15 protein-coding genes are annotated in these 19747 nt (G+C 70.6%); 11 read left to right on the top strand and 4 right to left on the bottom strand.

The features are described from left to right. Nucleotides 1–19 precede the first annotated feature (19 nt). Entirely contained in the window at nucleotides 20–2842 is a 2823-nt protein-coding gene (locus tag ACIP4Z_RS02740; RefSeq protein WP_391160344.1) for a stealth conserved region 3 domain-containing protein, read from the bottom strand. After that, nucleotides 2839–3831 (bottom strand): hypothetical protein, encoded by a 993-nt coding sequence (locus tag ACIP4Z_RS02735; RefSeq protein WP_401304524.1) that lies wholly within the window; start codon nucleotides 3829–3831, stop codon nucleotides 2839–2841. Before ACIP4Z_RS02735 ends, ACIP4Z_RS02740 begins: the two co-directional genes overlap by 4 nt. 334 nt (nucleotides 3832–4165) lie before the next feature. Here ACIP4Z_RS02735 and galE (ACIP4Z_RS02730) point away from each other — a divergent pair, with 334 nt between their 5' ends. Together galE (ACIP4Z_RS02730) and ACIP4Z_RS02725 are read left to right on the top strand one after the other, a co-directional pair. Further along, on the top strand, nucleotides 4166–5137 hold the full coding sequence (galE, locus tag ACIP4Z_RS02730; protein ID WP_391047568.1) for a UDP-glucose 4-epimerase GalE: 972 nt from the start codon (nucleotides 4166–4168) through the stop codon (nucleotides 5135–5137). 312 nt (nucleotides 5138–5449) lie between these two features. Then, nucleotides 5450–7612 carry a PIG-L family deacetylase gene (locus ACIP4Z_RS02725; RefSeq protein ID WP_401304520.1) on the top strand — a complete coding sequence of 721 codons (2163 nt, stop codon included), beginning with the start codon at nucleotides 5450–5452 and terminating at the stop codon, nucleotides 7610–7612. A gap of 98 nt (nucleotides 7613–7710) precedes the next feature. On the opposite strand, the gene ACIP4Z_RS02720 is transcribed toward ACIP4Z_RS02725, so the two are convergent. Next, on the bottom strand, nucleotides 7711–9408 hold the full coding sequence (locus tag ACIP4Z_RS02720) for an FG-GAP repeat domain-containing protein (RefSeq protein ID WP_401304518.1): 1698 nt from the start codon (nucleotides 9406–9408) through the stop codon (nucleotides 7711–7713). Nucleotides 9409–9568: 160 nt separating this feature from the next. Here ACIP4Z_RS02720 and galE (ACIP4Z_RS02715) point away from each other — a divergent pair, with 160 nt between their 5' ends. The 6 genes from galE (ACIP4Z_RS02715) to ACIP4Z_RS02690 all read left to right on the top strand — a co-directional run bounded on the left by galE (ACIP4Z_RS02715) (nucleotide 9569) and on the right by ACIP4Z_RS02690 (nucleotide 15769). Further along, nucleotides 9569–10543 (top strand): UDP-glucose 4-epimerase GalE, encoded by a 975-nt coding sequence (galE, locus tag ACIP4Z_RS02715; protein WP_355348945.1) that lies wholly within the window; start codon nucleotides 9569–9571, stop codon nucleotides 10541–10543. A gap of 153 nt (nucleotides 10544–10696) precedes the next feature. Next, complete coding sequence (gene proB / locus ACIP4Z_RS02710; RefSeq protein ID WP_355348942.1) at nucleotides 10697–11857, top strand: glutamate 5-kinase; 1161 nt, start codon at nucleotides 10697–10699, stop codon at nucleotides 11855–11857. Between the two features lie 183 nt (nucleotides 11858–12040). Then, nucleotides 12041–12511, top strand: coding sequence for a hypothetical protein (locus tag ACIP4Z_RS02705; RefSeq protein WP_355348939.1), 471 nt, complete (start codon nucleotides 12041–12043; stop codon nucleotides 12509–12511). Nucleotides 12512–12580: 69 nt separating this feature from the next. Continuing rightward, a complete protein-coding gene (locus ACIP4Z_RS02700) occupies nucleotides 12581–13876 on the top strand; it encodes a glutamate-5-semialdehyde dehydrogenase (protein WP_401304513.1) in 1296 nt (431 codons plus the stop codon). A 93-nt stretch (nucleotides 13877–13969) separates the two neighbouring features. Next, nucleotides 13970–14404, top strand: a complete 435-nt coding sequence (locus tag ACIP4Z_RS02695; RefSeq protein WP_188283116.1) for a hypothetical protein — start codon at nucleotides 13970–13972, stop codon at nucleotides 14402–14404. Between the two features lie 66 nt (nucleotides 14405–14470). Next, nucleotides 14471–15769, top strand: coding sequence for a hypothetical protein (locus ACIP4Z_RS02690; protein WP_401304510.1), 1299 nt, complete (start codon nucleotides 14471–14473; stop codon nucleotides 15767–15769). Here ACIP4Z_RS02690 and ACIP4Z_RS02685 read toward each other — a convergent pair. Beyond that, nucleotides 15663–16796 (bottom strand): M48 family metallopeptidase, encoded by a 1134-nt coding sequence (locus tag ACIP4Z_RS02685; RefSeq protein WP_355348930.1) that lies wholly within the window; start codon nucleotides 16794–16796, stop codon nucleotides 15663–15665. The two genes, ACIP4Z_RS02690 and ACIP4Z_RS02685, sit on opposite strands and share 107 nt — an antisense overlap. Nucleotides 16797–16940: 144 nt before the next feature. Between ACIP4Z_RS02685 and ACIP4Z_RS02680 the strand changes: the two genes are divergently transcribed. The 3 genes from ACIP4Z_RS02680 to ACIP4Z_RS02670 are packed head-to-tail and all read left to right on the top strand — an operon-like array spanning nucleotide 16941 to nucleotide 19718. Continuing rightward, complete coding sequence (locus ACIP4Z_RS02680) at nucleotides 16941–17087, top strand: hypothetical protein (RefSeq protein WP_401305065.1); 147 nt, start codon at nucleotides 16941–16943, stop codon at nucleotides 17085–17087. A 2-nt stretch (nucleotides 17088–17089) separates the two neighbouring features. Further along, nucleotides 17090–17692 (top strand): nicotinate-nucleotide adenylyltransferase, encoded by a 603-nt coding sequence (gene nadD, locus ACIP4Z_RS02675; RefSeq protein WP_355348927.1) that lies wholly within the window; start codon nucleotides 17090–17092, stop codon nucleotides 17690–17692. A 31-nt stretch (nucleotides 17693–17723) separates the two neighbouring features. Beyond that, a complete protein-coding gene (locus ACIP4Z_RS02670; protein ID WP_401304506.1) occupies nucleotides 17724–19718 on the top strand; it encodes a LytR C-terminal domain-containing protein in 1995 nt (664 codons plus the stop codon). Nucleotides 19719–19747: the final 29 nt, after the last annotated feature.

Genomic DNA, 19747 nt, shown 5'->3' with positions numbered 1-19747 from the left:
TCGCCGGCGCCTGCCCCGTTCAGTCCCGCTCGAAGCGGGACTTCACGGGGTAGTAGGCGTTGAGGAAGGCGTACATCACGCGCGCCTGCTCCTCGGCGGGCACCTCGGCGTCGGGCGACTCGCCGATGCAGAAGACATCGTAGTTGCGGGACGCGAGCAGTCGGCCGAGCACCGAGTGGTGGTCGTAGTTGCCGACGTTGACGTAGCTGCACGAGATCCTGCCGGGCGCGCAGCGGCCGGTCAGGTAGCCGTAGTGGTGGTGCAGCGACGACGTGATCGACAGGTCGCTGTTGCCGCGGAAGGGGTTGGCCGCGGTCCTGGCCACCTCCTCCGGGAACCTCTCGCCGATCTCCGCGAGCACGCTGCGGCGCAGCGCGTGCGGCGTGTGCAGGAAGCTCTGCGTGGCGGTCCGTCCGAAGGCGTCCTCCAGCAGTTTGCGGTTGTTCTTGGCCGCGGCGAAGTAGCCCTCGTCCTCGTCCGACGGCTCGGTCGGCGGTACGGCGGTCGGCGACCGGAAGAAATTCGCCATGCCGTTGCTGAGGAAGAACAGCTCGGGTGTGACCGGGCGGCCCATGAAGACGTCGTCGTTGAGATAAAGGAAGTGCTCGGACAGGCCCTCGATCCGGTGGATCTGGCTCTCGATGGCGTGCGAGTTGAAGGTGGGCAGGCAACTCGGGTCGGCGAAGATGTCCCGGTGGCTCACCACCTTCACATCGGGGCACGACGTGTCGAGCCAGGGCGGCACCTGGTCGTCGGTCACCAGATAGATGTTGCGCACCCAGGGCGCGTACATCTCCAGCGACCGCAGTGAGTAGCGCAGTTCGTCGCGGTTGCGGAACCTCACGTCGCCGTTGTCGACGTCCGTGTTCTCCGAGACCGGCAGTCCGCGTCGGCGGCGCGCCTCGTTGCGGCGGTCCTGCCATGCGGTGTCGTCGCCGTCCACCCAGGTGTAGACGACGTCGATGGGCTGGTCGACATCCCACATCAACTGCTTGGTGAACTGCGAGAGCGTCGGGTAGTCCCGCTCGCCCACCCGCAGCTTCGCGGTGGGTTCGAGGGACGGCAACCGGCGCCCAAGGAGCGTCGTGGCCCGTGGGGTGGAACGCCAGCCGTCTTCCTCGTCGACGGACCAGAACTCCACGCTGCAGCCGTACGCGGGCCCGTAGCGCAGGGTACGGCTGCCGGTGACCACCGGCTTGAAGATCCGCAGCCCGGCCACCTCGCCGACGTCCCGCAGCCGTTCCGCCAGCACCGCTCCGGGCGCGGCGCCACGCGGGGAGATCAGCTCGGCGTAGACCGCCTTGCCGTGCAGGGCGGTGGCCAGCGCCTCAAGCACCCGGGGCCGTTCCTCGACCGGTACCGCGAGCCGGTGCTGGACGCCGTCGGCCCGCAGCAGGACGTACGGAATGCCGACGTCCTCAAGGACGGTGGCGCTGATCTCCAGGTTGGTCGCGAGCATTTGGGGCCCGTTGACGTCGTCGCGGACCTCGGCGAGCCGCCCCGCGGAGCGCACCAGCTTGCGGTCCTGCGCCTGGATCATCACCTCCCGGGCCTTCTGCTCGTCGGTGGAATTCGCCAGCGGCGAGACGGGCGCGGCCACGGTGAAGTTGCGCGTGCCGCCCGCCACCACCCGCAGCGCCGCCCGGTCGGCACGTCGTCCCAGGCGCTGCGGGTTGTCGCGCTCGGCCACCAGCCGGGTGAACAACTCCTCCCAGCGGGCGGTGATGTCCTCACCGCTGAAGCGCTCGTAGACGCCCTCGCGCGCCGCCTTGCCGAAGGCGTGCCGAGTCTGCTCGTCACCGATCAGCCGGGCCATCGCCTCGGCCAGCAGGTCGATCTCACCGGGCGGCACCAGCAGCCCGTCCACGTCGTGCCTGATGATCTCGGCCGGGCCGGTGACGATGTCGTAGGCCACTACCGGCACACCGGCGGCGAACATCTCCAGGAGCACCAGCGGGAAGGCTTCGTTGCGCGAGGGCAGGACACAGAGCCCGGCCTTGGCCCACTCCTCGTCCATCTGCTGCGAGCGGCCCACCAGTTCGACCCGCAGTTGCAGGCCGAATCCTTCGACGAGCTGGCGCAGCCGCACTTCCTGGGGGCCGTCGCCGAATATCCGGAGCTTCCAGTCGGGGAAGTCGCCGGAGATCTGGTGGAACGCCTGGATGGCGTGGTTGAGCTGTTTTTCCGGGGTCATGCGGGCGGCCAGCACGATGACCTTGTTCTGGAGGTCGGAGCGCGGGCGGTAGCCGTCGGACACCGCGTTGGGAATGGTGACGAGCTCGGGCGCCGCGTCGCCGAGCGAGTCGGCGAACCAGTCGTTCGTGCGCTCGGTCAGCGACACCAGGGCGTCGATCCGCGGGCCGTACACCAGCAGCGGTTCACCGGCTACGCCGCGCAGTTGGGAAGCGCGGTGCTCTTCGTGCACGGTCACCACACGGGCCGGAGCCAGTTCCGCGGCGGCGGCCATCAGGGCCGGGGAGGTGGTGATCAGCACATCGCAGTCGAGCGCGGGCAGCGCGGCGGTCATCTCGATGTCGGAGAGCTGGTCGAAGGTGTTCTCCCAGACCGGCTTGATCAGTTCGCTGGGCAGCGACTGCAGCGTCCTGCACGCTTCCTCGTCCAGCGTGCTGCGGCGTACCGGACGCCCGTAGGCGCCGGTCCTGTCCACCAGGTAGCGCCGCTTGATCTGCTTCGCCTCCGCGAAGAACGGCTCCAGGCGGGTCTTGAAGACACTCAGCACTTCGACTTCGTGCCGGGCGGAGAGATGGATCGCCTGGGTGTAGGCGGCCATTTCCGTGCCGCCCATCTCGTCGCCCCAGGTGAGCAGAAATGTGATCTTCATGCGTCCTCGTTGGTTCCGATGGCCGCGCAGGCCACCGCAAGGGCACCGGCAGGCGTGAGATAGACGTGCGCACGGGTCAAGGAACCGTCGTCCAGGGCGATGATGCGAAAGGGAGTCCGGAAGACCTGCTTGGGATGACGCACCTGGGTGAGCCGCTTGGCGACCTTCAGCTTGGCGCGCCCCCCGCGCAGTTGGACGTCCCAGGTGCGCTGGACGCCCGGACCGTCGGTCATGGCTCGCAACGGCAGGTCGAAGGTGAAGTTGTCGCCGTCCCAATCGAGCGCCGCCGAGACGGATTTGTTGGCTCCCCGGCGTACGACCTCGGCGGTGTACTCGGTCACCGGGTGCCGTGCGGCCAGCAGTCGGCCGTGTACGGTCACCCGGTCCCAGAGCAGGTCGAATCTGACGAGTTCGGCCTGGTGGGCGGGGGCTGTGACCTTGAGCATGGCGCGGCCGTCCACCGAGCGCACCGGCCGGAAGACCGCGCCGCTGGACTCGGACGGCGAGGTCGGGAGCATCGGGCCGTGCACCGCGGCGAACGCCAGGGCGGCCAGGTCGGATCTGGTCTCACGACCGCCCTCGTCCGTGACGACGACACAGAACCGCCAGAGCCCCGCACTGAGCAGCAGCCCGCGCCCCGTGTCGTTCTCACCTTCGGTGTACCGCAGCGGTACCGTCGCGGTGAGCAGCAGGGACGTGTCGGACTCCGGCTCCAGGGCGAGGTCGACACTGACCCGATGGTTGCCGTGGATCAGTTCGAGGCGGGCCGCGGAGGGGCCGGCGGTGTGCCGGGAGAAGGGCACCGCGAGGTTCAGCGTGCGGCCGCCGAGCACTGAGAGGTGGACCGGGGTGATCATCGGTCGCGGTCTGATGCCTGTACCGAGCGCGGGCACAGTGTTCATCCGCTCGACCTTGCGGCGGGCTCGTACCGCCAGGGTGCGGGCGCGCTTTACCGCGCCCACCGCGTAGGGCAGGAGCGAATCACTCACGGCGCACGTGTCTCCCATTCTCATTGGTCAGCCAACGCATCCTGTCAAGGATGCCAAACATCAGCAAGTTGGCCGAATGTTGCAATTCCTGACCATGGCTGTTCACCTGCGGGCCAATCGAATGTGTGAAGTGGATCACTGGTTCCGCCGGAGCCGTGTCACTGCCACCCGCTGTGAGTCGAGGCGGTGGAAATGATCGCACAGCGGGTGAACGCGGCGGGAACGCCGAGTCGATTCCCGGAGTCGTCCGTGCGGCCCCGCTTGCCGTGCGCGCCCTGAGCGGCGGCTCGGTCCGGCAGGTCTTCCCCGTGGTCGCCGTTGGTAGGGTTCGGCCATGACCTGGATGATTACCGGCGGCGCTGGTTATATCGGTTCGCACGTTGTCAGGGCGCTCGTTGCCGATGGACAGCAGGTGGTCGTCGTCGACGATCTGAGCACCGGAGATCCCGAACGCCTGCCGGCCGGTGTGCCGTTGGTACGCGGCACCGTCCTGGACCGGGCGCTGCTCGACCGGACGCTGAGCGAACACGACGTCCGGGGCATCGTGCACATCGCGGCGAAGAAGCAGGTCGGAGAGTCCGTCGAGCGCCCGCTGTGGTACTACCGGGAGAACGTCGAGGGTCTGCGGACCGTACTCGAGGCCGCCGTCGAGGCGCGGGTGCAGCGCTTCGTCCTGTCGTCTTCCGCGGCCGTATACGGAATGCCCGACGTGGACCTGGTCACCGAGCAGACCCCGTGCGAGCCGATGAGCCCGTACGGCGAGACCAAGTTGGCCGGAGAGTGGCTGGTCACCGCGGTCGGGCGGGCGCACGGGATGGCCACCGCGTCGTTGCGCTACTTCAACGTCGCGGGCGCGGCCGCCCCCGAGCTGGGCGACCCGGGGATCTTCAACCTGGTGCCGATGGTCTTCGACCGGCTCTCCCGCGGCCGGACTCCGCTGATCTTCGGCGACGACTACCCGACGCCGGACGGCACCTGCATCCGCGACTACATCCACGTCGAGGACATCGCGTCCGCGCACGTCGCCGCCGCCCGCCGGCTCACCGAGGACTCGAAGGCGGCCCTGGTGCTGAACATCGGCCGGGGCGAGGGCGTCTCCGTGGCGGAGATGGTCGGCATCATCCAGGAGATCTCGGGTCACACCGGGATCGCCCCGGAGGTCACCGCGCGTCGGCCCGGCGACCCGGCCAGGGTCGTGGCGTCCGCCGACGCGATCGGCAGGGAACTGGGCTGGAAGGCCGTCTACGACGTGCGCGAGATGGTGGCCTCGGCCTGGGCGGGCTGGCAGTTGCGACACCCGGAGTAACCGGGGCGCGCCATTCCGATTCGGGGAGTCGGACTCACTCGCGGTGAGTCCGGCTCCCCTTTTTCATGCGGCTGACCAGCCGGTTCCGCAGGTCAATGCATTCCGGCCTTTTCGGCTTTTGCTTCCGGTACTTGCCTGACCCGGACATGTGATGACGGTCACATCAAAGCGAAGAAACCCCGGCTCGAAATTGTCCCTCTTGTGCAGCGGGTGGTCGAAATGATCACACGAGAGGTGAACGGAGCCGGAACGTTGGACCGAATGCTGGAACAAGCAAGCAGGGGTCCCGGACGCCGGGTCGTGGTGGGTTCGATGGCGGGCGCACTCGCGGCGGCCACGGTCGCGGGTTGTACGGGTCGGAGCACCGCGGCCAAGCCGAGGATGACGGGAGCGCCGGTCGTCTTCGGGCCGCCCCCGACCGGCGGTGTACTGCCCGCCTCCGCGCGGGTCACCTTCGGCGCCCCCGCCGCACCGCTCGTGATGCAGGTGGTCGCGCACCCCGACGACGACCTGTACTTCATGAATCCGGACACCGCCGCCACCATCGACCGTCATGTGCCGGTCGTCACGGTCTACGTGACCAGCGGCGACTCCTTCGGCGTGAACCGCGCCCCCGGCCACCCGCGCCCGCTGGCGAACGTACCCGCGTACGTCTCCGCGCGGCAGCAGGGGCTGCGGCAGGCGTACGCGCGGATGCTCGGCGCGGAGATCTTCACGCCGTGGACGCGTACCGCGCTCGCCCTGCCTCACGGCGGCGCAGCCGAGGTCAACACCCTCGAACACGACGGCAGGCGGGCCGAGTTGGTCTTCCTGCGGATCGACATGCACACTCCGGTGCGCGGCGGCGGCACCTTCGGCATCGACAAGCTCTGGGCCGTGGACGGGACGGTACGGACCGTACCGCTGCCCGACGGCCCGGTACGCGCCGCCCACACCTTCGACCGGCAGACGCTGATCGACGCGCTCGCCTTCCTGTTCACCACCTTCCGGCCGACGCTGATCCGCACCATGGACCCCGACCCGGACATCCAGGTCCACAACGCGCGGTACCCGCGCGACAGCGACCAGGTCGGCTACTCCGACCACCGTGACCACACCGCCACCGCGCTGTTCACCTGGCGGGCCATGGCGCAGTGGACCGAGAAGGCCGCGGCGAGCGGCGGCCCGGTCCCGACCTTCCTCACCGAGGCCTACCGCGGCTACTACAACCAGCGCTGGCCGCACAATCTCCCGCAGGCCACCGTCCGCTTCAAGGCGGACGTGCTCGATGTGTACGGCGGCGCTCCGGGCTGGAAGTGCGGCGACACCGGCGGCTGCGGTGACTACAGCGTCGGCCAGGGCGACGCGCTGAAGTCCCCGCGCGGCTGGGTCCGCAGCACCCACTACCGCTACCCGACCTCTGGTCCGCAGGCGGTGGCCGCCAAGGACGGCAGGCTCACCGTGTACGGCGTGCTCGGCACCCGGGCCGCCCGCTGGACCGAGACCGCGCCGGCAAGCGGACACTGGAATGCGCCTGAGGACCTCGGCGGGGGCCCGCTGACCCCCGCGCTCAGCGTCGTCACCGACAAGCACGGCCACCATCTGCTGTTCGGCCTGCGCTTCTCCGGTCTGTCGGCCGCGCCGGGCGACAACACCCGGGAGGTCGTGGTGCTCGACCAGCAGGTGGGTGCCTCGGGCAAGTCCGCCGGCGAAGACGGCGACCGGGCGATCCGGGGCTGGCGCAGCCTCGGCAGCCCCGAGGCGAATCCGGTCCGCGGCCGCAGGGTCGGGCCGCCGACCGCTGTGATCGGCAAGGACGGCCGGATCCACGTCTTCGTCCGCAACGCCTCCAAGGGTCTGAGCACGCGGGTCCGCGACGCCTCCGGTCAGTGGTCGCCGTGGCAGCAACTCGCCGGCGGCCAGGTCCAGGAGGGGCTGACCGCGACCGTCGACCACGACGGCCGGATCCACGTCTTCGCCGCGGGCCACCAAGGGGTCCACCAGTGGACTCAGTCCACCCCGAGCGCCGAACTGGTCGGCCGTCCCCTGCGGCACACCGGCGTGCCCGGCGAGGTGCCCGAAGCGGTGACCGCGGCGGACGGTTCGCTGCTGCTGGCCTTCCGCAGGCCGGAAACCGCCGAGATCGCGGTCGAACGCCTCACCGCGGGACGGCATGGTCGCTGGATTCCGGCCTCCGCCGTGCGCGACGCGGGCTTCGGCCCGGTCGCCCTGCTCAGCGGCCGGGGCGCGGAGACCAACCCGCTGCTGGCCGTACGCGCCGACTTCGGCAACGCGCTGCTGGTGCACGGTGAATACGGCAAGGGACCGGCCGCCGCCACAGCCAGTACCCCGACGGAGCCCTTCGCGGTCGGCCGCCCCGACGTGCTCGTCGCGGGCACCGACCGTACGGCCCTGGTCTCCTTCACCGTGAACGCCACCCCGGGCGTCACCCGCGTCCACGGCACCGGCACGTTCACCCAACTGGCCACGAGATAGCACGGGTTGTCGGCCGTGACGCGCGAGGGCGCCCGCACCGGGAAGGTGCGGGCGCCCTCGTCCGTCCACTCAACAGGCGGCGGACACCACAGGACGTCTCAGAACAGACGGCTGTAGCCGTTCCAGCCGCCGCCCTGCTTCACCGGAGCCTTGAACTGGCCCGTGCCGGTGGAGCTGTAGCTGAACAGATTGCCGCTGGCGTCCACACCGAGCAGGTCGGCGCGGCCGTCACCGTCCATGTCGCCCGGCGACGCCAGCTTGTTGTAGCGGTTCCAGCCCGTGCCGATCTTGACGCGGGTCTCGAACGGGCGGGAGCTGACGCCCGTCCCCTTGTACAGGTAGAGCGTGCCGTCGCTGGTGCGCGCGACGATGTCCGCCAGGCCGTCACCGGTGAAGTCACCGGCGCCCACGATGGCGTTGTACGCACCCCAGCCGGGACCGACCAGCAGGCGGCCGGTCAGCGCCGCGCCGGTGCCCTGGCCCCGGTAGAGGTACAGGTTGCCCGAGGTGTCACGGGCCAGCAGGTCGCCCTTGCCGTCACCGCTGAGGTCACCGGGGCCGACGAAGAGGTTGTAGCCGCCCCAGCCGGTGGCCAGCGGGCTGCTCACGTCGGAATCCAGGTTCCACAGGTTGGTGCCGTCCCGGAACAGCAGGTCGGCGTACCCGTAGTCACCCAGCGACGAGGCCAGTGCGAAGGTGCTGTACCCCCCCGAGCCGCCCGACACCTGCTGGCGCGCGGCGAGCGTCCCGTTGTTGTTGGTGTAGTACCAGTAGAAGGTGCCGCCGGTCGACAGACCGTAGAGCTCCTTCTTGCCGTAGGCCGGGTTGGAACCCGCGCCCGCGAACAGCTCCACGTTCCAGTCTTTGTAGCCGCCCTGCTTGGGCGCGAAACCGCCCGCGCCGTTCTGCCGGTAGATGTAGAGAGTGCCATTCGTGGCCCTCGCCAGGACCGAGCCGTCACCGGTGCCGACGAGCTGGTTGTACGCGTTCCAGCCCGTGCCGATGGCGACGCGGGCCGCGTACGGACCGGCGGCGTTGCCCGTACCGGCGTAGAAGTACAGCGTGCCGTCCGTCTTACGGGCGATCAGGTCGCTGATGCCGTCGCCGTTCATGTCACCGGGGCTGGTGAGCTGGTCGTACTGGTTCCAGCCGGAACCGACGAGCACCTTGCCCTTGAACGGAGCGGAAGCGTTGCCGGTGCCCTCGTACAGATAGAGCTGACCGGCCGGCGTGCGCGCGACGATGTCGGGTTTGCCGTCCCCCGTGATGTCGTCGGTCGCGACCAGCTTGTTGTAGACGTACCAGCCGGTGCCGGTCCACCGCGCGCTGCCGTTGGGGAAGCTCCCCGCCCCGAAGTACGACAGGCGGCCCGAGTTGGTCAGCGCGAGGATGCCGGTGCCCTGCCCGTCCAGGCTGCCCGGGGTGAGGACGTCCTTGTACAGGGTGCCGTCGCTGCTGGCGCCGAGGTCGCCGTCGTCGTCGTTGTCCTTGGTGAGCAAGTTGTAGTAGTGCCGGTTGTTGCCCCGGTAGAGCTGGTCGGCGTAGCCGTCTCCGTCCGGGTCGTACCGCAGCGGCCCCGCCGCCGCCTTCGTGGAGTACTGCTTGGCCTGCTTGGGCAGCGTGAGCGTCGGCGCGGGCCCGCTGGGCGCCGTCGGCCGGGTGATCCTGTGCTGCGGGCCGCTGTCGGCCTGCGCGTTCGTGCTCAGCGCCAGAGCGCCGAGAGCGAGGACGCCGGTGGTGCACACCGCGACGAGGCGGCGGCGCTTGGAAAAGCGCACCGGCTGTGCTTCGGACACAATCCCCCCTGGGATGTGAGTGTGATGAATGCCGAACCCGATGCGAAGACCCGTCCGGTTCGGACGCGGCGAGTCTAGGTGAGGGGTCCGACAGACCTTAGACCGCGTGCCGATCGAGCGCCCCTGAATTCACCGCGGCAACGCCGACTAGACTGGGGCGATGACCTGGCTGATCACCGGCGGAGCCGGATACATCGGATCGCATGTCGTCAAATCGATGGTGGACGGCGGAGAAAAGGTGGTCGTCCTCGACGACCTCACCGCCGGTGACACCGAACGGCTGCCGTCCGGAGTTCCGGTGGAGCGCGCCAGCGTCCTGGACCGGGCCGCGCTCGACCGGGTGCTGGCCGCGCACGCGGTCGAGGGGATCGTGCACATCGCCGCCCGCAAGCAGGTCGCCGAGTCCGTCGAGCGACCGCTCTTCTACTACCGGGAGAATCTGACCGGCCTTCAGACCCTGCTGGAGGCGGCGGTCGACGCGCGCGTGCGGCGCTTCGTCTTCTCCTCCTCCGCCGCGGTGTACGGCATGCCGGACGTCGAACTGGTCACCGAGGACACGCCCTGCGCGCCGATGAGCCCGTACGGCGAGAGCAAGCTCGCGGGGGAGTGGCTGATCGCCGCGGCCGGCCGGGCGCACGGCATGGCCACCGCGTCGCTGCGCTACTTCAACGTGGCGGGCACCGCCGCGCCCGAACTGGGCGACCGCGGCGCCGCCAACATCGTCCCGCTGGTCTTCCAGCGGATCTCGCAGGGCCGCCGCCCGCTGATCTTCGGCACCGACTACCCGACGCCCGACGGCACCTGCGTGCGCGACTACGTCCACGTCCAGGACGTGGCCGGCGCGCACCTGGCCGCCGCCCGCCGCCTGACCCGCGACCCCGAGGCGTCGCTGGTGCTGAACATCGGCAGCGGCCAGGGCGTCTCGGTGGCCGAGATGGTCGACCTGATCCGCGAGGTCTCCGGTCACACTGAGCTGGAACCCGAACTGGCCCCGCGCCGCGCGGGCGACCCGGCCCGTGTCGTGGCCTCCGCCGAGGCGATCGGCAGGGAGCTGGGCTGGACCGCCCAGTACGACGTGCGCGCGATGGTCACCTCGGCCTGGGCGGCCTGGCAGCTCCAGCACCCGCCGCGGTAGCCGGTCCTCCGGACGCGATCCGGAAACGGGCCGGAGAGGGACCGGAGACGGACCGGAAACGGACCGGAGACGGCCGGGGGCCGGGGCGCGTGACGGCACCGGCCGGAGCGCCGGTTCGGGACAGGCGTGACAGCGGCGATACGAGGGACGTACGTGACAACGGCACGGCAGGACGTGGTGGAGGCCCGCAGGGTCGTGGTCAAGGTCGGCTCGTCGTCGCTGACCACGGCCGCCGGGGGACTGGACGCCGACCGGGTGGACGCGCTCGTCGACGTCCTGGCCTCGGTCCGCGGCTCGGGCACCGGCGCGAGCGCGGGACCGGGCGGCCGGCCGGACAAGGAGATCGTCCTGGTCTCCTCCGGCGCCATCGCCGCGGGACTCGCCCCGCTCGGCCTGGCCAGCCGCCCCCGCGACCTGGCCAGGCAGCAGGCCGCCGCCAGCGTCGGCCAGGGCCTGCTCGTCGCCCGCTACACCGCCTCCTTCGCCCGGTACGGCGTCCGCGTCGGCCAGGTGCTCCTCACCTCGGACGACGTCAGCCGCCGCGCCCACTACCGCAACGCCTACCGCACCCTCGACCAACTGCTGGCCATGGGCGCGCTCCCGGTGGTCAACGAGAACGACACCGTCGCCACCGACGAGATCCGCTTCGGCGACAACGACCGGCTCGCCGCCCTCGTCGCCCACCTCGTCCGCGCCGACCTGCTGGTCCTGCTCTCCGACGTCGACGGGCTCTACGACGGCGACCCGCGTACGCCGGGCGCGACCCTGCTCACCGAGGTCGCCGGACCCGAGGACCTGGCGGGCGTCACCATCGGCAGCGCGGGCAAGGCCGGGGTCGGCACCGGCGGCATGGTCACCAAGGTCGAGGCCGCCAGGATCGCCGCCGAGGCGGGCATCCCCGTCGTCCTCACCTCCGCCGTGCACGCCGCCGACGCGCTGGCCGGGCGCCCCACCGGCACCCACTTCCACCGCACCGGCAAACGCTCCGCCGACCGGCTGCTGTGGCTCGCGCACGCCTCCACCCCGCGCGGCGCCCTGCGGCTGGACGCCGGGGCGGTCCGCGCGGTCACCGAGCGGCACAGCTCGCTGCTGCCCGCCGGGGTCACCGCCGTGGACGGCGACTTCGTCGCGGGCGACCCCGTCGACCTGCTCGACGAGGCCGGGCACGCGGTCGCCCGCGGACTGGTCAACTTCGACGCCCGCGAACTGCCCCGGCTGCTCGGCCGCTCCACCCGCGACCTCGCCGTCGAACTCGGCCCCGCCTACGAACGCGAGGTCGTCCACCGTGACGACCTGGTACTTCTGCGCCCCTGAGCCCCCGGAACCCTTGACTCCCCGGTCAATGTCCGGGGATCTCCTCAGGACCTTGGTTCGGGCCTTCTTGCCGAAAACGCCCCCGCGGCCCGCCGGAGCCTGGTCAACTTTGATGCGGAGGAGTCGTCAGCGCTTACCGGTGCGGACGGCGCTCGCGGAACGCAACCCACAGGGAGGCCGCCGGTGAGACGAGGGCGCCCAGGGCCATTGACCAGGGGTACGGGGGAACGCACGCTGGTCAGCGTCGGCAACGACATCAGTGACGACATCGACGGGGACCCCGAGCGGGAAGCGCTCCCCGCCGAACGAGCGATATCCCGGCTGTGGCACGTCACGCTCAGCGTCTCGGGCCCCGAGACCCCGCTGACCGAGGTCAGACGCGGTCTTGAGCAGCTCGCCCACGACCACCCCTTCCTGCTCACCAGCCGGTACGCCACCGACCACGCGGAGATCCGCTATTGGGAGGAGGCCCGCGACCTGCACGACGCCGCCGCCATCGCGCTGCGGCTGTGGGGCGAGCACCGCTCGACGGCGGGCCTGCCGCCCTGGGAGACCGTCGGCCTGGAAGTCATCGACCGCGCGACCTACCACCAGCGCGTCGCGGAGGGCTACGGACCGCCGCCGGCCGTCCCGGTGGGCGTACACCCGTTCTAGGGCCCGTCCCCGCGGAGCACTGTCGCGGGACCTGCCAACCGGCCGGTGGCGGGCCGGTACCCTGCTTCCATGACCCACCCGCCGCTGCCCTCGCCGCTGCCCAAGTCCCCCGTGCTGCTCGCCGCGTACCGCGCGCGGGCCGCCGCCGCGGACCTGGCCCCGCTGCCGCGGTCCGTCAAGGACGACGCCCTGCTGGCCATCGCGGACGCGCTGATCGTCCGCACCCAGGAGATCGTCGCGGCCAACGCCGAGGACGTGGCGCGGGCCCGCGCGGCCGGGACCGGCGACACCGTCGTGGACCGGCTCACCCTCACCCGTGAGCGGGTCGCGGCCATCGCCGCCGACGTCCGGCACGTGGCGGGGCTGCCCGACCCGGTCGGCGAGGTGCTGCGCGGCTCCACCCTGCCCAACGGCCTGGAGCTGCGGCAGGTCCGCGTCCCGCTCGGCGTCGTCGGCATCATCTACGAGGCCAGGCCCAACGTGACGGTCGACGCCGCCGCGCTCTGCCTGAAGTCGGGGAACGCGGTGCTGCTGCGGGGCTCCTCCTCCGCGTACGCCTCCAACACCGCTCTCATCACCGTGCTGCGCGACGCGGTCGGCGGCGCGGGACTGCCCGCCGACGCCGTCCAGCTCGTGCCCGGCGAGAGCCGCGATTCCGTCACCGAGCTGATGCGCGCCCGCGGCATGGTCGACGTGCTGATCCCGCGCGGCGGCGCCGCCCTGATCCGTACCGTCGTCGAGGGTTCGACCGTTCCGGTGATCGAGACCGGCACCGGCAACTGCCATGTGTACGTGGACGCCGAGGCCGACATCGACATGGCCGTGCAGGTGCTGATCAACTCCAAGGCACAGCGCCCCAGCGTCTGCAACTCGGCGGAGACCCTGCTGGTGCACCGCGACATCGCCGACCGCTTCCTGCCGCGCGCGCTGGACGCGCTCGCCGAGGCCGGGGTCACCGTGCACGGCGACCCGCGGGTGCAGGCGCTGGCCGAGAGCAGCGGCAGCAAGGCCACCGTCGTGCCCGCCACCGCGGAGGACTGGGAGACGGAGTATCTGTCCTACGACATCGCCGCCGGGGTCGTGGAGAGCCTGGACGCGGCCGTCGAGCACATCCGGCTGTGGTCCTCCGGCCACACCGAGGCGATCGTGACGTCCTCGCAGGCCGCCGCGCGCCGCTTCACCCAGCGGGTGGACGCCGCCGCGGTGCTGGTCAACGCCTCGACCCGGTTCACGGACGGCGGCCAGTTCGGCTTCGGCGCCGAAATCGGCATCTCGACCCAGAAACTGCACGCCCGCGGCCCCATGGGACTGCCGGAACTGACCTCCACCAAGTACGTCGTCACGGGTGACGGACACATCCGCTGACACCCGCCGACACGCGGAAGTGTCCTCCGGACGGCCCACAGACAGTCCGGATTCCCCTGCCCAAAGGACCAACTTCCGCATTACTCTGGACAGATGCCGGACGATGACGAGTTCGCCTCCGTAGTCCTCGACGAAGAATTCGTACGGTCCGCTCTGTTCCATGAGCCCTCGGCCAAGGAACGGATGCTTGCCGTCGCCGAAGGTCCCGCGCTACCGCCCGGCTGGCCGGGTCGGAATCGAGCCGGTGCTCACGCCGCTGTCCCCGAACTGGACGAAGCGGGAGTACCGGATTCCGACGACCTCTACCCGGCCGGACGGCCGTACCGCGGGAGCAGTACCCGCTGGCACCGTCCGGTGGCCTGGGCCCTGGCCGTGGTCATGGGCATAGGGGTGGTCGCCCTGACCTTCGCCGCGGTCTACCGCGGCGCGGGCGGCGCGACCCGACCACCGGTGGTCCCCCCGCCGTCCAGCGGCCCGGTCGGCACACAGAGCAGTCTGCCTCCGGTCGCCGCGAACCGGCTTCCCTGATCTCCTGTCATAAGTTGACCGGTACCAGGGCGTTTATTCGCACGCCCAGAGACTTAACCTTGTGATATGAGCGGGCCTGGAAATCCTCCTGAGGGCACGCCCGAGGGCGTCCCCGGAGGCGGTGAGGACGAGTACCGATCCGTCGTGTTCGACGAGTCGTTCGTCCGGGCTGCCCGGATCCAGGAGTTCTCCGCCCAGGAGCGGCTGGACGACGCCGACCGGGCGGTGCGCGTCCGGCACGCGCTGCCGCGCGGCCTCGCCCGGCAGGCGGTCGCCCTCATCACGCTCATCGTCGTCGCCTTCGGCTTCGCCATCTACATGGGCGTCAGGCACCCCTACAAGGGCCGCGGCCAGGACGCCACGGAACAGCTCAGGGCCACCGTCATCCCGCTGGTCCCGTCCGGCAAGGTCGCCTCGGTCTCCGCGACCGAGCCCTTCCGCGGACAGCGCGCGGAGGCGTACCGGGTCGGCGCCGAGGGCATCACGATGCCCGCGATCCACCGGATCGGCGACTACGGCGTGGGCGAGGTGACGCAGGCCTTCAGCACCGCGAAGCTCTATCTGACCGACTCGTCGATCAATCAGGAGACGGTCACCGGCGGTGATGTGAGCAGTGTCCGCGCTCTGCTCGACCCCGGACAGCTCGACCAGTTCGACAGCAGCCTGACCCGGCCGTACACCGACGGCACCCACGAGGCGACCGGCTGGCTGGTCCGCTTCGACCCGGCGGCGCGGGTGCGGCTGGTCCGGGACGGCATCCGCGTGCAGGGCACCCTGGACGCCACCGAGACCGGCGACGACGAGCTGGAGATCGCCGCGGACCACACGTTCGTCTACGCGCTGTACCGGCCGGGATTCGCCGACAACGCCGTGTCGCTGTTCACCGTGCGCCGCCAGATGCGATTCCGCTTCAGCCACGCCGACCTGCGCCAGCGCCAGATCCAGGTCGTCCAGGCCGATGTGGCGGCGGGACCGCTGGCCTGCGGCGCGGCCGTACAGAACTACTTCCGGCCGATACTGGCCGGCCAGTCGGCGCCCGGCGCGGTCGCCGGAGCCGATCCGTACCGCCACGACCGGCCGGTCGGCGCGGTCTGCGCCCCGCTGACCGACGCCACCACCGGGCAGCCGTCGGCCACCGCGAGCACGACGGCGCAGGGCGTGCGGCCGAGCAGCACGACGGCGCCGGGCGTGCTGCCGAACGCCACATGGCTGCCGCGGGGCGCCGCGGGCGCGCCCGGCGGGCCGGGAAGCCCCTCGGTCAGCCCATCCCCGGCTGCGGCTCGGACGGCGGCCCCGAGTCCTCGGGCGAGTCGCCCGAGCCTTCTGACGCCCCCGCCGCCCCGTTCGTCGAGCCCGAGCCTGTGAAGCGGTCGCGCAGCTTGCCGCCGATGTCGCCCGCCCCGGACGAGATGTCCCGGATCAGCCCCATCAACGGGTCCTTGCTGCTCTTCACCGTATCGGCGTAATGCGTCGCGGACTCCTTGAAGGAGTCGTACACCGAGGTGTCCTTGTCCTCCTCGCGCCGCGGGTAGTGGCCGTCCATCAGCCGCTGGTAGTCCCGGCTGCCCGCCCACTTGCGCAGCTCGGCGGCGCGCACCGTGGTGAACGGGTGACTGCGCGGCAGCACGTTGAGGATCTTCAGCACCGAGTCGCGCAGGTCGCCCGCCGCCTCGAACTCGTCGGCCTGCTTCAAGAACGCGTCCACGTTCATCTCGTGCAGATGGTTGCCGCCCGCGATCTTCATCAGACCGCGCATCGACGCCTGCACGTCCTGACCGACCAGCAGACCGGCGCGGTCCGCGGACAGTTCCGACTTGCGGAACCACTCGCGCAGCGCGGTGACGATCGCCAGGATCGCCAGATTGCCCAGCGGGATCCACGCCACGCGCAGCGCCAGGCTGGTGAGGAAGAGCAGTATCGTCCGGTACACCGAGTGGCCGGACAGCGCGTGGCCCACCTCGTGGCCGACGACCGCCCGCATCTCCTCCTCGTCGAGCAGCTCGACCAGGCCGGTGGTGACCACGATGATCGGCTCGTCCATGCCGATGCACATCGCGTTGGGCTGCGGGTCCTGCGTCACGTACATCGCCGGGACCTTTTCCATGTCCAGGATGTAACAGGCGTCCCGCAGCATCGCGTTGAGATGCGCGAACTGCTCGTCGCTGACCCGCACCGAGTCCGACAGGAACAGCAGCCGCAGCGACCGCTCGGGCAGCAGACCGCTGAGCGCCTTGAAGACCGTGTCGAAGCCGCTGAGCTTGCGGAGCGCCACCAGCGCGGACTTGTCGGCCGGGTGCTCGTACGCCCGCGACGAGATACCGGGGAAGCGCTTGCGGTTGCGCCCCGGCAGGTTCTTCTGACCGTCCTGCGTGTCGTTCGGTCCATTCGGCACGGACATACTGGCCCAACCCCCTGATAGCCAACCGGTACATACTCTGGACGCGCGGAGCCTGCGCGAAGTTCCCTTCCGCCCGCCCGTACGATGTGCCGAGAGTCTTCTCCCCCGTCCCCGATATCGCAAAGGGTCCCGCTGATCATGTCGTCCACCGCAGCCTCCGCCCTGACCACACTCGCCGAGGGGGGCGGCAACCACAACAGCCTCAGCCCGTACGTGACCGGCTTCGGCGCACTGGCCGCCCTGCTGCTCCTGCTGTGGATCGTGACCCGCTTCAACCGGGACTGACCATGCCGGACGCGAAGCACCGCATCGGGGTGATGGGCGGCACCTTCGACCCCATCCACCACGGTCACCTGGTCGCCGCCAGCGAGGTCGTCAGCCTCTTCCACCTCGACGAGGTGGTCTTCGTGCCGACCGGCCAGCCGTGGCAGAAGAGCGACCAGAAGGTGTCGGCCGCCGAGGACCGCTACCTGATGACGGTGATCGCCACCGCGTCCAACCCGCAGTTCTCGGTGAGCCGCAGCGACATCGACCGCGCGGGCAAGACGTACACCATCGACACCCTGCGCGATCTGCGCGCCGAGCACCCGGGCGCCGAGCTGTTCTTCATCACCGGTGCCGACGCGCTCTCCCAGATCTTCTCCTGGCGGGACGCGGAGGAACTGTTCTCTCTCGCGCACTTCATCGGGGTCACACGCCCCGGGCATACGCTGTCGGACCCGGGCTTCCCCGAGGGCGGTGTCTCGCTCGTGGAGGTCCCGGCGCTGGCGATCTCCTCCACGGACTGCCGCCAGCGGGTGGCCAAGGGGGATCCTGTCTGGTACTTGGTTCCGGACGGTGTAGTGCGCTACATCGACAAACGCGCGCTGTACCGGGACGCGACCGGGTAGCTCCGCAACGAACCACGTGAAGGGGTTCCTCGTGAACGACGCAAACCCCCGTTGGCAGCAAGCCGAGGGCGGTCCTGAGAACGAGAGAGACCCTTACGCGCAAGACCCCTACTACCAGCAGCAGCCCTACGGTTACGACCCGTACGCACAGCCCCATCCCGCGCAGCAGCAACAGGGGCAGCAGCCGCAGCAGCAGGCCGCTCAGCAGGCGCCGCCGCACGTCCCCCAGCAGCAGCCGCACCCCGGCTACCAGGACCCGTACTACGGCGACCCCTCGCAGACCTACGCCGGCCAGCAGCAGGGCTGGATCCCGCAGCAGCCCCAACAGCCGTACTACGAACAGGGACCGGGCCCCGGCGGCTACGGCCAGGGCCAGGGCCACGCGCCGGGCCAGAGCCAGGGACAGGGCCAGGGTTACGGCGCGGGGCAGCCGCAGGCGTACGACACCGGGCAGCACACCGTCTACGAGACCGGCCAGCAGCCCCCCGTGTACGACACCGGCCAGCACGCGGTCTACGACACGGGCCGGCAGCAGCCGGTCTACGACACCGGTCCACAGCAGCCCGTCTACGACACGGGCCAGCAACCGGTCTACGACACCGGCCGGCACGCCGTGTACGAGACCGGGCAGCAGCCGCCCGTGTACGACACCGGGCAGCAGCCGCCCGTGTACGACACCGGGCAGCAGCCGGTCTTCCACGAGGAGCCCGGGACGCGGCAGTCGCCGGCCGCCGCGGGCGGGGCGAAGGGGCCCGACGGGCAGTATCTGACCGAGCAGTTCGCCTTCATCGACGAGGACTCGGAGGAGTCGGAAGAGGTCATCGACTGGCTGAAGTTCTCCGAGTCGCGCACCGAGCGCCGCGAGGAGGCCAAGCGGCGCGGCAAGAACCGCAAGGTCGGCCTGATCCTGCTGGTCGTGCTCGCGATGCTCGGCGGCGTCGGCTACCTGTGGCAGGCGGGCAAGCTGCCCGGCCTCGGCGACTCGAAGGGCCCGGCCGCGGCGGCGGGCGGCGCGCAGAAGCGCGACGTCATAGTCGTGCACCTGATGCCGGTCGACAAGGGCGCGCCCGCCACCGCGCTGCTGGTGGACAACGAGACCAAGGGCCGCGGCACGACGGTCCTGCTGCCCAACTCCCTCAACGTCACCACCGAGGACGGCACGTCGACCACCCTGGACAAGGCGGTCGGCGACGGCGTCGGCCCGACCAGGGACGCCCTCAACTCGCTGCTCGGCTCCGACATCAAGGGCACCTGGCGGCTGGACACCCCGTATCTGGAACTGCTGGTCGACTCGCTCGGCGACGTCTACGTCGACACCGACGCCGAGGTGAAGGGCACCGGCAAGGACAAGGACAAGACGCTGGTCCGGCAGGGCAAGCAGACCGAGCTGACCGGCCAGGCGGCCGTCGCGTACGCCACCTACCTCGCGCCGGGCGAGCCGCAGACCAAGCAGCTCAGCCGCTTCGGGCAGGTCATGCAGGCGCTGCTGAAGAAGATGCCCAGCGACGCGGCGTCCGCGACCAAGACCGTCCAGTCGCTGGCCCAGATCCTCGACCCGTCACTGACCGACCAGCAGCTCGGCGCGTCGCTCGCGCAGCTCGCGGAGCTGGCCAAGACCGGCGCGTACGACACGGCGATGCTGCCGGTGCAGAAGGACGGCACGCTCACCGCGAAGACCAGCGACAGCGTCGTTAAGGACATCCTCGGCGGCACGGTCAAGACCTCCGACGCGACCGCGCAGGCCCGCGTGCAGATCAAGGACGCCACCGGGGACAAGAAGTCGGGCCCGATGGCGCAGGCCGCGATCGTCAACGGCGGCACGTACACCTATGTGCCGGGCGGCACGGCGGACAAGTCCCAGGCCCTCTCGCAGATCGTCTACGGCGACGACGCGCGGCTGGCCGCGGCCAAGGACGTCGCGTCCACCCTGGGGCTGCCCGCGAGCGCGGTGAAGAAGGGCACGGTGCCGGCGACCGCGGACATCTCGGTGGTGCTCGGCAAGGACTACAAGCAGACGGGCCAGTGAGCGCCCGCCGCGGGCTCCGGTCGCCGGTC

It is taken from the genome of Streptomyces sp. NPDC088910 (assembly GCF_044749865.1).
Classification (GTDB): domain Bacteria; phylum Actinomycetota; class Actinomycetes; order Streptomycetales; family Streptomycetaceae; genus Actinacidiphila.
The sequence above is the reverse complement of the archived record's forward strand: the minus strand, read 5'-3'. Positions and strand labels throughout refer to the sequence as shown.